The 13,903-nt window shown below is 50.1% G+C and carries 13 protein-coding genes; 8 read left to right on the top strand and 5 right to left on the bottom strand.

Going from position 1 to position 13,903, the window contains the following annotated elements:
- A partial coding sequence (locus tag IQ235_RS05525) for a Vgb family protein (protein WP_264320496.1) occupies window positions 1-898 on the bottom strand: 898 nt, incomplete at its 3' end.
- A gap of 300 nt (window positions 899-1,198) precedes the next feature.
- On the opposite strand from IQ235_RS05525, the gene IQ235_RS05520 reads away from it, so the two are divergent.
- The 3 genes from IQ235_RS05520 (at window position 1,199) to arsC (ending at window position 3,505) form a co-directional block, all read left to right on the top strand.
- On the top strand, window positions 1,199-1,528 hold the full coding sequence (locus IQ235_RS05520; RefSeq protein WP_264320495.1) for an ArsR/SmtB family transcription factor: 330 nt from the start codon (window positions 1,199-1,201) through the stop codon (window positions 1,526-1,528).
- A gap of 328 nt (window positions 1,529-1,856) precedes the next feature.
- The gene (gene arsB, locus IQ235_RS05515) at window positions 1,857-2,996 is read left to right on the top strand and encodes an ACR3 family arsenite efflux transporter (protein ID WP_264320494.1); all 1,140 of its coding nucleotides are present in this window, start codon (window positions 1,857-1,859) and stop codon (window positions 2,994-2,996) included.
- A gap of 113 nt (window positions 2,997-3,109) precedes the next feature.
- On the top strand, window positions 3,110-3,505 hold the full coding sequence (gene arsC, locus IQ235_RS05510; protein WP_264320493.1) for an arsenate reductase, glutathione/glutaredoxin type: 396 nt from the start codon (window positions 3,110-3,112) through the stop codon (window positions 3,503-3,505).
- A gap of 54 nt (window positions 3,506-3,559) precedes the next feature.
- On the opposite strand, the gene IQ235_RS05505 is transcribed toward arsC, so the two are convergent.
- The 3 genes from IQ235_RS05505 to IQ235_RS05495 form a co-directional block, all read right to left on the bottom strand.
- Window positions 3,560-4,471 carry an AAA family ATPase gene (locus IQ235_RS05505; protein ID WP_264320492.1) on the bottom strand — a complete coding sequence of 304 codons (912 nt, stop codon included), beginning with the start codon at window positions 4,469-4,471 and terminating at the stop codon, window positions 3,560-3,562.
- Between the two features lie 205 nt (window positions 4,472-4,676).
- Window positions 4,677-5,711 (bottom strand): bifunctional riboflavin kinase/FAD synthetase, encoded by a 1,035-nt coding sequence (locus IQ235_RS05500; protein WP_264320491.1) that lies wholly within the window; start codon window positions 5,709-5,711, stop codon window positions 4,677-4,679.
- A 161-nt stretch (window positions 5,712-5,872) separates the two neighbouring features.
- Window positions 5,873-6,775: an MBL fold metallo-hydrolase gene (locus tag IQ235_RS05495; protein WP_264320490.1), complete on the bottom strand. Its 903-nt coding sequence runs from the start codon at window positions 6,773-6,775 to the stop codon at window positions 5,873-5,875.
- 317 nt (window positions 6,776-7,092) lie between these two features.
- Here IQ235_RS05495 and IQ235_RS05490 point away from each other — a divergent pair, with 317 nt between their 5' ends.
- Complete coding sequence (locus tag IQ235_RS05490) at window positions 7,093-7,293, top strand: hypothetical protein (protein ID WP_264320489.1); 201 nt, start codon at window positions 7,093-7,095, stop codon at window positions 7,291-7,293.
- A 240-nt stretch (window positions 7,294-7,533) separates the two neighbouring features.
- Here the strand turns inward: IQ235_RS05490 and IQ235_RS05485 are convergent, their stop codons facing one another.
- On the bottom strand, window positions 7,534-7,911 hold the full coding sequence (locus tag IQ235_RS05485) for an AbrB family transcriptional regulator (RefSeq protein ID WP_264320488.1): 378 nt from the start codon (window positions 7,909-7,911) through the stop codon (window positions 7,534-7,536).
- 443 nt (window positions 7,912-8,354) lie between these two features.
- Between IQ235_RS05485 and IQ235_RS05480 the strand changes: the two genes are divergently transcribed.
- The 4 genes from IQ235_RS05480 to IQ235_RS05465 all read left to right on the top strand — a co-directional run.
- Complete coding sequence (locus IQ235_RS05480; protein WP_264320487.1) at window positions 8,355-8,798, top strand: Rrf2 family transcriptional regulator; 444 nt, start codon at window positions 8,355-8,357, stop codon at window positions 8,796-8,798.
- A 138-nt stretch (window positions 8,799-8,936) separates the two neighbouring features.
- Window positions 8,937-9,920, top strand: a complete 984-nt coding sequence (gene cbiB / locus IQ235_RS05475) for an adenosylcobinamide-phosphate synthase CbiB (protein WP_264320486.1) — start codon at window positions 8,937-8,939, stop codon at window positions 9,918-9,920.
- 100 nt (window positions 9,921-10,020) lie between these two features.
- The gene (locus IQ235_RS05470; protein WP_264320485.1) at window positions 10,021-10,152 is read left to right on the top strand and encodes a hypothetical protein; all 132 of its coding nucleotides are present in this window, start codon (window positions 10,021-10,023) and stop codon (window positions 10,150-10,152) included.
- A 242-nt stretch (window positions 10,153-10,394) separates the two neighbouring features.
- The coding region (locus IQ235_RS05465; protein ID WP_264320484.1) for a GAF domain-containing protein at window positions 10,395-13,903 on the top strand (3,509 nt) is incomplete at its 3' end.

Below are 13,903 nucleotides of genomic sequence, written 5' to 3'. Positions count from 1 at the left end.
CCAACCATCCCGCCCCATCGAGTCCCCCAGTTCCGGTCGGAATAAATTCATCGATCGCTTCTCCGGTTCGACCGTCAAAGCGGAAGACGCTACCGGCAACGGTAATTCCCTTACCAGTGGAGTTACTGCTGACATAAAGATTGCCATCGGGGCCGAAGATCGGCTGCACGGGGCTGTCGATATCCAAGACGAACGGCTCGATCCGATCGGTTTCAAAATTGTAGCGATCGATGGAGTTTGCTCCAAAGTTGGCAATATAGAGATTGCCATCGGGTCCGAACGCAATTCCTCCAGGAAATGTACCGGGGTCTAGGGTTGCGAGGGTTTCTAAAGTTGATGCTGTCGGGTCGAAACGTAGCAGACTGTTCGTAAACGTGCTGGTGAAATAGAAGTTATCGTCCGGTCCAAATCGAACCCCAAACGGAGCATTAAGAAAGGTCGGGTTGTTGGGATTGGGAACGAATTCTTCTAGGAACGCACCGGTTGCACCGTCATATTGATTGACGCTATCGTTGCCGGTATTACTGACATATAGATTTGCATCCAGACCGAAGGTCAAATCCTGGGGGAAGAACAAGTTGCCGCTACCGGAGGAGACAAATTCATCAATAAAGTTCCCTGTTTGGTTGTCGTACCGCAGGACGCTATTGGTAAGGAAACTAATGACATAAAGATTGTTGTCATCCGGACCGAACGTCAGGGAAACAGGACCATCGAGACCCCCCGAACCCTCCGGGACAAATGTATCGATAAACGCTCCCGTGTCACCATCGAAGCGCAGCACTGAGTCGTTATTAAAACTGCTGACATAAAGCTCGACGGCATCGGCTTGAGTTGCCCCCATAACAAGTCCGGTAACCGTGGCGATCGCAAGGGTAAAAGGCTTTAGTACTCGCATACTTTTTCTCCAAACGAGTTTTAACCTATAAAACCACGAAACTGTCAACCCGAGTATAAATACTTGGTAAGGATTTTATATATTGAGGGTGATGCTCTGTTGGCGCAGCCACCCTTTTGGGGCTAGGAGACGCTTTGCGAAGGCTGTTCTCGGCTTGTCTTAGTAGGGTTGCCAGACCCACTGGGTAACGAATGAGCGACAAAAACCGATCGAACGATATTCTAAAACTTGACAAAATCCTACCGCGCCTCATCTGTCTCATTCCTGTTACGATCGCGACTGTTGCTTTAGTAAATATTGATGAATTCGATTGCTTCCGTTCCATCAAATTTAATTGTTTTAGGATTTCGCGCCCTTTCCGATCCTCTCCGACTTCAGGTCTTGGAACTCCTGCGCCAAGAAGAACTCTGCGTGTGTGACTTGTGCGATCGCCTCGAAACCGCACAATCAAAGCTATCGTTCCACCTCAAAGTCCTCAAAGAAGCCGAACTCGTTCGCCCTCGCCAAGAAGGACGCTGGGTTTACTACAGCCTCAATTTACCCCAACTCGTCGCCTTGGAGCAATATCTTTCGGACTATCGGCGTTTGAGTCCCATGCTACCGGCACGATCGTGCGACTCGCAGTCTTAACCCATCAAATTGAGTCAAACGATTGGCAAATCGATCGCGATCGATTAGACTGCCTTTAAGCTTACATATCAATTTTTTTTGAAATGTTAGAGTAATTCGATGTCATTAAGTATCGTGCAACCGGTGCGAACCCACCCCGAACCCATCCGGTGGAGGGGAACCGAATCTAATGCTATGGAGATTGAGCCGCTCTCAAGTCTTGGGAAGGGCTGGGAGTAGGTCGATCGTTATTAATAACAGCGATCGAACTTCTACAAATCGAAAATCTCCCCAAAACTTATTACTCATTACTTATCACTTATCACTTATCACTTATCACTTACTTCAAATGACTACAAATCCCCAAGCCGTCAAAGCTGGAGGCAGACTGAATATCTTTGAAAAATACCTCACAGTTTGGGTATTCTTCTGTATTATTATTGGCATTGGACTCGGAAAACTTATCCCCGGTATCGCCCAGACACTCGATAGTCTGAGTGTTTACAACGTCTCGATTCCCATTGCCATTTGTCTCTTTTTCATGATGTATCCCATCATGGTAAAAATTGACTTTTCTCAAACCGTAAAAGCCGCCCGCACCCCCAAACCCGTTATTCTCACCTTGGTCATCAATTGGCTGATTAAGCCCTTCGCCATGGTTGCTTTTGCTCGGTTCTTTTTAGGTCACTTATTTCGTCCGTTACTTGATGCTACCGAAATCGTTCGCGGTGTCGAAATTGCCCTTGCCGACTCCTACATTGCCGGAGCAATTTTACTCGGTATTGCCCCCTGTACGGCGATGGTACTGATGTGGGGATATCTTTCCTACAGCAATCAGGGACATACCTTAGTGATGGTTGCCGTCAATTCTCTGGCAATGCTCTTTTTATACGCACCATTGGGGAAATGGTTGCTATCGGCAAATAACCTCATCGTTCCCTGGCAAACCATCGTCCTTTCGGTTCTTATTTACGTCGGTTTGCCACTGATTGCGGGAACTTACAGCCGTTATTGGATCTTAAAACATAAAGGTAAAAAATGGTTTGAGGATAAGTTTTTGAACTATCTTAGTCCCATTTCGATCGCCGCTTTACTGATTACCTTGGTTTTGCTCTTTGCTTTTAAAGGAGAACTCATTGTTAACAATCCCCTGCATATTTTCCTGATTGCCATTCCTCTCTTTCTCCAAACCAATTTTATTTTTCTGATAACCTACGTTGCCGCTCTCAAACTGAAACTCAGTTACGAAGATGCTGCCCCCGCTTCTCTCATTGGAGCGAGCAATCATTTTGAAGTAGCGATCGCCACCGCAGTGATGCTGTTTGGTTTAAATTCCGGTGCGGCACTTGCCACTGTCGTCGGGGTACTGATCGAAGTTCCGGTAATGCTCGCACTGGTAGGATTTTGCCAGAAAACAGCGTTTTGGTTCCCCCGAGAATCGGAGAAAGCCACATTACTCGATCCCCGCTGCGTCAGTTCCTATAAATAGCGCTAAAGCAAGCCGTTCTAATCCGTTCTAAGATCGGAATTTAAGGTCGATCTCGAGGGTTTAACTGCCCGCCTTCTCCCCGATCGAAAACTTCCATCTCTGACAAACCCATCATGAAAAAAATCATCTTTGTCTGCAAAAGAAACTCCTGCCGATCGCAAATGGCAGAAGGGTTTGCCCGTCAATTCGGCATGGGTAAAATCCAAGTTGCCAGCGCTGGATTAGAAGACTCCCGCGTGCATCCCACGGCGATCGAAGTGATGGCAGAAATGGGTATCGATATTACCAAACAAACCTCCAACCCCTTAAGCCAGTTTCGAGCCACTGACTACGACGGGGTCATTTCCCTCTGCGGCTGTGGCACGAACCTACCCGCAGCCTGGGTCTCGAGAGAAGTCTTTGAAGATTGGTTCCTCGACGATCCCGACGGGCAGCCGCTGTCTACCTTTCGCCGAGTTCGCGATGAGATTCAAGAGAAGGTGATGCAGTTAATCGACCAATTGTCCTGAATCGATTTCGCTCCCTCAGAGCCACCCATTCCCCCTTGTTTTATCTGGCGGTTGTTAAGATACCGGCACCGATCGCAGCAGTGCCTCGACGATCGCATGGGCTTTGCGTCCCCCCGTGGGAATAATGCGATGAGCCAAGACGTGGGGGGCGAGAAACTTGACATCATCGGGAATCGCGTAGTCTCGTCCTTCAAGGAAGGCCAAGGCTTGGGTCGATCTTTGCAAAGCGACTGCTCCCCGAGGACTCACCCCCAAAGTAATGTCATCCCGCTCTCGGGTACCGCGCACCAAATTGACAATATACTGCTGCAAAGATGTTTCCAGCTTCACCTGGCTGCATTTTCGGCGCAGTTCGCTCACTTGCTCTAAGGTAATGCAGGGTTCTAGCTCGGCAAATGCAACCCCAGCATCGAGACGTTGGAGCATTTGCAGTTCTTCCGACTCCGTGGGATACCCCAGAGATAAGGACAAGGTAAAGCGATCCATTTGCGCTTCGGGGAGGGGAAACGTTCCTTGATATTCGATCGGGTTTTGGGTGGCAATAACGAAAAAGGGCGGTTCGACAATCCGAGAAACCCCATCCACCGTCACTTGCTGCTCTTCCATCACCTCGAGCAATGCCGACTGGGTGCGGGGCGTGGCGCGGTTAATTTCGTCGGCGAGCAGCACGTTGGCAAATACCGGACCGGGCAAGAATTCAAATTCTCCCGTGCGGGGGTTCCAAATATTGGTTCCGGTGATATCCGTTGGTAGTAAATCCGGGGTGCACTGAATGCGTTGAAACTTACCGGAAACAGAACGGGCGAGGGATTTAGCCAGCAGGGTTTTTCCCACCCCCGGTACATCTTCGAGCAATGCGTGTCCCCCAGAAAGTAGAGCAACGATGACCAGACGAATGGCATCGGTTTTGCCAACGATGGTCTGTGCGAGATTTTGTAGTAGCCGTTCGACGTGGGGAGAACTCATAGTGACGATCTTGGTAGATGTTCTGACGGGGAACAGAGAATGAAAAGCCAAATCCGAATCTAGGTTTAAAAAAATGCTCGATGAGATGTACAAATATACGAGGGCTTTCAGGTTCCTGGATTGTCTCGCAAGTCTGGTCGATGTCGAACGATCGAATTTAAACCGACTTCGATTTCAAACCCGGAGATACGGGGAAAGAGTCAGCCTAGGATGCCAGTTCCGACTTTGCCCGATCGCAATCTTTCTGAATCTGAGCTTTAAGAGCATCGAGGGACTCAAATTTTTGCTCGGGGCGTAAAAAGTCTTGGAGGTGGACGGTGACGGTTTGACCGTACAAGTCTTGCGACCACTCTAACAAATGAACTTCAACGGTGGGACGCTCGCCTTTGACGGTGGGACGACAACCGATATTCATCACCCCTGGGTGACCCGTCACATTGGGAGTGTCTACCCGAACGCTATAAACTCCCCAGCGGGGTAAATATTTTTCCACGGGGATATTGAGGTTCGCCGTTGGAAATCCCAAGGTGCGTCCCAACTGCTGTCCTTTTTCTACGGTTCCCGTCAAGCGATAAGCGTATCCCAAGAGTCGGTTGGCGCGAGAGATACGACCTTCGCTCAATGAAGCGCGGATACTCGAACTGCTGATACGCTCGCCGGCTTGCATTTCCAAGGAGACAATATTGGTGACGATGCCATAGTTGGCGGCGATGGCTTGTAAATCAGTTGCCGTTCCCACCCGTTGGCATCCGAAGCGAAAATCTTGCCCCACGCTCACTTGTCGGGCGTTGAGTTGACGGACTAAAATTTCTTCGACGAAGGCTTGGGGACTCAACTGAGCGAGTTGACCGTCAAAGGGTAACAGCACCAGCCAATCAACTCCCAAAGCTCGAATTCGGTCTTCTTTCTCGTCGAGGGTGGTTAAATAAGTTCGAGGCTGTCGGCTAAAAAATTCTTGGGGATGGGGGTTGAACGTCACCACCGCAGTACAAATTTTACCGAAATTTCGATCGCGGGGGCGCTCTTGGGTCAATTGAAGCGGCAACTCCGTCTCACTTCCCAATATTGGCAAGGAAGGCGAGGAATTTGGGTTAGGCGGGGTTTCTGGGGCGATGGTCGCCGAAGCACTGGAAAAAACCCGATCGATGACTTGTTGGTGACCTCGATGCACCCCATCGAAGTTTCCCAAGGCTACAGATGTTGGCATCAGTGCCGTTGTTGAATAAGATGTTACCCACACTGGTTGCAGATCGGATTGGGTCGTTATTTAACATTGAGCTGACGGTCGAGCGATCGATCTCGAAGCGGCACGCAAGCAAAAGTGAAGTCTGCCGACTCCCGACGGCCTGTCGCGAACTCCATTCTCGGTCGGTTCTTTGAAGATGTGACGGTCGGTGTCACTTACGCCGACACTTGAGCTTCGACCTCGCTGTCGGACAAGGACGCCTCTGTTGGGGGAACGATGACGATCGATTCTCCTTCTCGGGCCATCATACTATTGGGAAATTTCTGTTTGACTTGCTCGCCAACCCGATCTAGAAAGTCGTCGTTGTGCAAAGGATCGTGATGGAAGATGACGAGAGTTTTCACCCCGGCGGCAATGGCGGCTTTGACGGCTTCTTGCCAAGTTGAATGTCCCCACCCGACTTTTCCAGATGAGGGGGAGTTGTATTCTTCGTCGGTGTAGGTCGCATCGTAAATCATGACATCAGCTTGATGGGCCAGCTTTTGCACGTTTTCATCGAGGCGATCGGAAAAATGTTCGGTATCGGTAATATAGGCAACGGCATGACCCTGCCAGTTAATCCGGTAACCGACGGATTCTCCGGGATGATTGAGCAGAGCATTTTCGACCTTAACATCTCCCAGAAGAACGGTTTGTCCCACCTCGATGTCGTTAAAGTCGAGCTGAGCACCCATAATTTGCAATGGGACGGGGAAATTAGGGTGCAACATCTGGTCGTTCAGGCGCTGCTTGATCGTCGCTCCGTTGGGCGCGATCGCACCGTAGACGTGAAATTTATTCCCTTTGATAAAAGCCGGGGTAAAGAAGGGAAAGCCTTGGATATGATCCCAGTGGGAGTGGGTGAAGAACATATAAGCTTCGACGGGCATTTGAGAGAGGAGCTGTTGCCCCAATACCCGCAAACCCGTACCACCGTCAAAAATCAGGCGCTTGTCTCCCACCCGAATTTCAACGCAGGGGGTGTTGCCACCGTATCGTACTGTTTCTGGTCCAGGACAGGCAATACTTCCTCTGACGCCCCAGAAGTGAACCGTAAATTGGTCTTGCATGCTAGACATGGGTGTTTCTCGCAGGATTTGCGCGCTTCGGCTCATGAGTCAGATCTGACATTTCTATCACTTCAAGTCTATGCCATTCAATCTATAACACGTGAGTTCGCACAATGCTCGCAAACGATAGGTTTGCCTAGAACTGCTGCGATCGGAAACTTCTAAAACGACGCACCACTCACCTGACTCGATCGCTTCGCGTTGGTTGGTCTAGACCGGATTGCGAGTCTAGGATATACGAGACTCGCTCAACGAGCGTCAACCCTTGCGATCGAGAGCTTTAACGCTCTCGATCTCTTCAAGCAATTGGGAACAATTGAGGGCGTTTGGAGAGCATCGAGAGGCTCGGGTTAGCTGAATCTCTGGTTGCCGAGCGGCTAACCCGCGAGTGGGCTTGCTTATTTTTCTACCAGCACAACAGCTTCGAGAGCGAAGCCGCCAGTTGCGATGCCCCAGGAATCGGCTCGGAGGAAATGGCACTCCATTTGGCTCGATACTTGCGGTTTGGTGTTGAAAGTAGACCCTGAAACCTTAGAAGCGTAGATTAAGCAAAACTGTATTTTTGACTATGATAACCCCTATTTTGCTGGAGAGAAAAGCAAACCTCTATCTAAGATCGCGCACTCGCACCCCTTGTTCGATCGCCCATGGCTGCAAAGCCCTCGAACTTTTTGCCGAAAAGCTCGCCGGGAACATCGAAAACACTCGAGACCGACCGGTTGGAACCTCAGCGGTATTTTACCCCAACGGTCGCGCATTTGCCTTTCTCAAGATTCGTCTTCTGCATCGACTTGTTTGAGATGAATGTGTTTGCGTCCCAAGGTAATCACAAACTCATCCCCAGGATTGAGACCCATCTGTTTGGTATATGCCGAACCAATCAGCAAGTTTCCGTTCGATTGGACGCTGATTCGATAGCTGGCACTGCGCCCACCTCGTCCGTTACTGGCTTGCTTGCTGTCGAGTTGAATTCCTTCTGCATCGATAAGAGCGTTTAGGAACTTCATCATGTTGACTCGTTCTACACCATTTTTGGTCATGGTGGAGTAACCGCATTGTCTGGCTTTTTCTTCTTTGCTGAGATTTCCTAGGTCTTTGACTTTCTTGAGCAAGTCTTCTCCCGTCAGCGGTGCCATTGTTTTCATTACGTTCTTCAACTTGAGGCTAAAACAACAATGTAGCGCATTGAAGCTACTTAATCTTTACCGACGTTTGCTAAGAATAAAACTTTTAGCTTGGTGTCAGCTTGTTAGACTATCATACCTGCAATGTGTAACTTTTTCATCGAAAACTAGCGATTGCCGATCGCACCTTATTCTTGGTCTAGGATTCGGGTTTAGACAATGCTTTCTTTTTGGCTCTAATTTGATACTCTCGAAGGGTTGCCATCGAACTTCGTTCGCTTTTGTGCGAGGGTCACCTTCGAGTGCTAAGGACGCAATGTTAAAAAAAATCTTAAAGGGTTCTCGAAAATGTTGTATCTTACCAAAGACCGAACGCCGATCCGATCCGATCGAATCGGCGTTCGGTCAAAAAACTGACAATAATGAGAGAATGTCAATTTGTCAATTTTGCCCCGAAGCGATCGATGAAATTAACAACTCGCGGTCACTATAGCGTCAAAGCACTGCTCGATTTGAGCTTACAGCCTGGATATACACCAACTTCCGTTAAAGCGATCTCCCGGCGTCAAGACTTACCCGCTCCGTATCTAGAAAAGTTACTTATTTTGATGCGTCGTGCTGGATTAGTGACCTCAATTCGAGGTGCTCGCGGTGGCTATAAATTAGCTCGCCATCCCGCTAAAATTTCTCTAGGACACATTCTCGAAGCTGTGGGAGAAACTCTAGAACCGTTGCCCCATCATACTCCGAATGCCGAACTCGTTGAAGATTGGGTTGCCTTTACCCTTTGGAATCGGTTGCATCAAAAACTAAAAGAAGCACTTTACAGCATTTCCTTAGAAGATCTATACCACGATGCCCGCAGTTGGCAGGCAGCCATCGGAGAAGAAACAAGTTTTGTCGTCTAACTTTTATCCGATCTCCCGAAAGCCGATCGCTCGGATAAAATTTCATCCACCTCGCTCTCCCTTCGATGAGTTACCCCGGAATTCTCTGGAGGAGAAACAAAATATTCACCCGATCGAACTTACGGTCGTGGGTCTTTCATGCACTTAGATAACGACTCTTTAATCGTATTGGCAATCGCAGTCAGTTTAGATTACCTCATAGGCGATCCTCAGACTTGGCCCCACCCCGTACAATTCATGGGATGGGTCATCGATGGCTACACTCAATTTACGATCGCTCGATCTAAAAATCTAAGACTTCGTCAATGGGCGGGAGTGGTAGGCGCGATCGCTCTTATTGGAGGCAGTGCACTCGTCGGGGGCGCGATCGTAACGGGTGCTTATCGGCTTCATCCATTACTCGGTATTTTTACAGAAAGTACGCTTCTAGCAAGCTGTTTTGCCGGACGAAGTTTGAGAAGAGCAGCAACAGAAGTTCTACAACCTTTAGCTCTAGGCAATATCGCGGATGCCCGCCAACGACTATCACTTTACGTCGGACGAGATACGCAAAATTTAACCCAAGGAGACATTTTACGAGCCGTCTTAGAAACAATTAGCGAAAATGCCACAGATGGCGTGATGGCTCCCCTCTTTTATGCTTTGCTGGGAACGGGATTTCCCGACATTGGAAGCGTTCCTTTCGCCCTAGCCTATAAAGGGGCCAGTACTCTCGATTCAATGGTGGGATATCGAGAAGAACCGTTTACCCAAATTGGATGGTTCAGTGCCAAACTCGAAGATGTTTTAACGTGGTTGCCTTGTCGGTTAACGGTCATCACCTTAGGTTTGCTCGGTGGCAAACTGCCGACCGTTTGGTCGCTGTGCCAACGAGATGCCAAACTCGACCCGAGTCCGAACTCCGGATGGAGCGAGTGTGCCTATGCCGCGATCTTGGGGGTACAGCTCGGTGGAACCAACTGGTATCGCGGCATTCCCAAACACAAACCCAAGCTGGGCGATCCCCATCAACCCATCTCTCCCCAAACCATCGAACGCGCTCTAAAATTAACTCGGTATTGTTTTCTCTGTTGGCTGGGGGTTGGATTTTTGGTGTTTTCTCTTTGGCGCGCGCTTGGTTGACATCACTCGGCAATTTGTAGAATGGGTAAAGGACGGAATCTAAACGGGGGATGTTTGCCCATTTAACGTGTCGATTCTAAAAACAAGATCGAAATATTCGATGACTCTGTGCGTCTGGAGCGTCAGTCAAAATGAATCCGTTAGATGTGTCGTCGCTCAGGTCGGTAACCGCCGCACAATTGCCCGTCAGGCGCGACGCTCGATGGCAGTAGTTCCGCCACACCAATTATGACGGGTCATTTGGTAGACGAACCCAGAATCCCTCGTCTTTTAAGCAGGGGAGTGTCAAAATGAAGAAGTTTCTTGGAAATAACCTTGCAATTTGCGGTGAGGGGTCATCGCCCAATTTGAGGGTTTTCCCCTGGGTTCTCGACATCTCATAGCTCTATTAGCCAATGAGTGGTGTGTATATATCGATAATATACGAACGCCATAATGTTGTAAGGGGTCACATGACACAGTAATGATACGGGCATGACAATTGGGTTGGTGGATACCTCTAGCTCGAATACCTCCTTGGTCTTGGAGCCGCAAGGGTCGTGGATGATACCGCAGGCGACAGATTTTTCCATAGCTCTGGTGTATTTCACCATCGCCTTCGTGACGATCGCCGTGGCTCGCCCTCAACGGATTGCCCGTGCGAATGCTTTTGTGTGGCTGTCCGTTACTTTCTCATTTTTAATGGGCACAACTCATCTGGTCGAAGTCGGAACGGCTTTGTTTCCAGAAGCCCTGTGGCTGATGGCGCTCGAAATCCTAACCGCGATTGCAGCGGTGGCAGGGGCGGGGGTGGCACTGCGATGGCATTCGCGCAATCGATCTTCGCACCCAACGGACTTTTTAGTCCAGAGGGCTTTCTCCCCACAAGGTCGAGCCTCCCATCCCGAATCCGAATCGGAATCGACCGATCGGATTTTAAAAGATCTCCTCGCCACCACAGCCACTCTCAAAGGGAACGATTTCTTCCGCACCCTGACGCGCGATCTGGCTCAAAAATTGGGGGTTCGCTGCGTAACGATCGCTCAAGTGGTCGCGAACGTGCCCGATCGCTTACAGACTTTAGCATCCTGGAGCAATAATCAGTGGCAAGACCCGGTGGAGTACGATATTTCCCCAACCCCCTGCGGACAGATCCGACAAGGTTTTCACAAAATCTGCTATCCCGACAAAGTCCGCGATCGTTTTCCCCAAGATCGATGGTTAGCTCAGCTTAACGCCCGATCGTATCTGGGAATACCGCTATTCGATCCCGTGGGACAGTTTATCGGTCATTTGTGTATTGTCGATGACAAACCCCTGCAAGACATTCCCCGTACGGAAACGATATTAAATACCTGTGCGGTGCGGGTATCCGCCGAGCTTCACCGGTATTGGCTCGAAGAAGAACTTCAGATCGAAGTGAGCGAACGCCAACGAGCGGAACGATCCCTACAAAATATTGTTGCCGGAACGGCTTTGGTGACGGGAGAACAGTTTTTTCCCGCTCTGGTTCAGCATTTGGCAACGGCTCTAGAAGTGCGTTACGTCATCGTCTCGGAGGCCGCTAACGGACTTGAAGCATCGCCAGCTTTTTGGGCGAATGCTTCCCTCAACTCCATTGTCGAGCGCTATACGTCACTAGATTCAAGAGACTTGGCGGCGACCGGTCGTCTCTCGGATGCCGATTTTTCAAACGATCGAATCTTAGAAAATCTCAATGCGGGTGGCTATTTGAGAGTCCCGCTGTTCGGAAGTTCGAAACAGGTGGTCGGTTATTTGTTATTGCTCGACGATCGACCCATCTTAAGAAATCGCGGCACGGGTCAGATCGTCCATGTCTTTGCGGCCCGCGCTGCGACGGAACTGCAACGAAAACTCGATCGAGAGGCGCTCCACCGAGCTTACGACGAATTGGAAATGCGGGTGCAATCGCGCACGGCCGAACTGTCGGCGGCCAACAAATTTTTGGCAGCGGAGATTGCCGAACGAGCCTCGGCCGAAGCACAATTACAGGAGCGATCGCGGCAAGCGGCTTTGGGAGCAGATGTCGGATTTGCCCTCACGCAAGGGGGTACGCTGCGGCAAGTGCTGCAACACTGCGCCGAAGCACTTGTGGAACATTTAGACGCAGCCTTCGCCCGGATTTGGACCCTCAACGCCGATGAAGACGAACTAGAACTTCAAGCCAGTGCGGGGATGTACGTCCATCTCGACGGCGCTCACAGTCGAATTCGGGTCGGCGAGTACAAAATTGGTCGGATCGCCCGCAACGCTCAACCCCACTTAACCAATCAAGTGCCCGACGATCCTTGGATTAGCGATCGAGAATGGGCGCGCCAAGAACAGATGATCGCTTTTGCCGGCTATCCTCTAGTGGTGGACGGACAGGTGGCAGGGGTGATGGCCGTCTTTTCTAAATCTCCCCTGAGCGAGAGTACCCTGGGGGCGATGTCAGCGATCGCCGATGGGATTGCCCTAGGCATCAATCGCAAACAAGCTGAAGATGCACTGCGGGTCAACCAACAGCAACTCAAGAGTATTTTGGGGTCTTTGCGGGATGCCGTCTGGTCGATTTCAGTCAAAAAATTCGACATTGTTTATCTCAACCCCGCCGTTGAAATTGTTTATCATCGACCGATTTCCGAGTTTTTGGAAAATCCAAATTTGTGGTGGGAGGCGATCTATCCCCCAGACCGAGCGCGCATCGAGCGCATTTGGCAGTCGATCCGAGCCGGAGAAAGTGTCGGCTGGGATCTCGAGTATCGGATTGCCTTGCCCAGTGGGGAAATTCGATCGGTTCGCGATCGCGCCCATTTGGTATACGATGCCGAAGGACAGCCCCTGCGCGTCGATAGTATCGTCACGGATATTACCCAGCGGCAGCAGTACGAAGCAGCCCTGGAACGAGAACGGCAGCAATTACGACAAATTGTCACCCACGCTCCTGTTGCCATGGCAATGCTCGATACTCAAATGTGCTACCTGGCTTACAGCAATCAATGGCTGACGGACTACCATTTGGAAGATTTCGATCTCATCGGTCGCTCTCACTACGAGATTTTTCCAGATTTAAGCCGGCAGTGGCAAGAGATCTATCAACGAGCGCTACAGGGTGAAATCCTCTCCCAGAACGAAGAAAAGTTCGAGTTAGCCGATGGCACTTTCCGGTACGTGCGCTGGGTGGTTCAGCCCTGGTACGTCAGCTCCCAACGGCTGTTTCCCAACGAGACCCTTGCCGAGGGGTTTTCGTCGGATCGATTGCAGCCGGGGGCGATCGATGCTGCGACGATCGACCGAAACGATGTTGAGATCGGGGGAATTGCGATCGTCACCCAAGCCATCGATGAATGGGTAGAAGCGCGAGAAGCCGCCCTGGAATCTACGCGCCTCAAATCTCAATTTCTCGCCAACATGAGTCATGAAATCCGCACGCCGATGAATGGGGTGATCGGGATGACGGATTTGCTCCTCAAAACCCCGCTGAGTTCCCAGCAGAAAGATTTCGTCAAAACCCTGCAAACCAGCGGGAAAAACTTGCTGATTTTAATTAACGATATTTTAGATTTTTCCAAGCTAGAAGCGGGAGAAATGCGCCTCGAAGCCTTGGAGTTCGATTTAAACACTTGCTTGGAAGATGCCATCGACTCCCTGTCCATTCAAGCGACAGCCAAAGGAATCGAGCCGATCGCGATCGTTGACGAGCGAGTGCCCACAGCTCTCAAGGGGGATGATTCGCGCTTGCGTCAAGTGCTGATGAATTTAGTCGGCAATGCCATTAAGTTTACCGAAGACGGAGAAGTAACGATCCGGGTTTCTCGGGCCAAAGACGATCGAAGTGCAGAAAATTCATCCAATGGCGATCGGTCTCAAGTGATGTTGTACTTTGAAGTTATCGATACGGGAATTGGAATCGGTTTGGAGGGGCAAAATAAGCTATTTCAATCTTTTTCCCAAGTCGATGCTTCAACCACGCGCAAATATGGAGGCACGGGGTTGGTATTGGT

It is taken from the genome of Zarconia navalis LEGE 11467 (assembly GCF_015207075.1).
Lineage (GTDB): Bacteria > Cyanobacteriota > Cyanobacteriia > Cyanobacteriales > Geitlerinemataceae > Zarconia > Zarconia navalis.
Note: the sequence above shows the minus strand (reverse complement) of the source record. Positions and strands in the feature narration are given on the sequence as shown.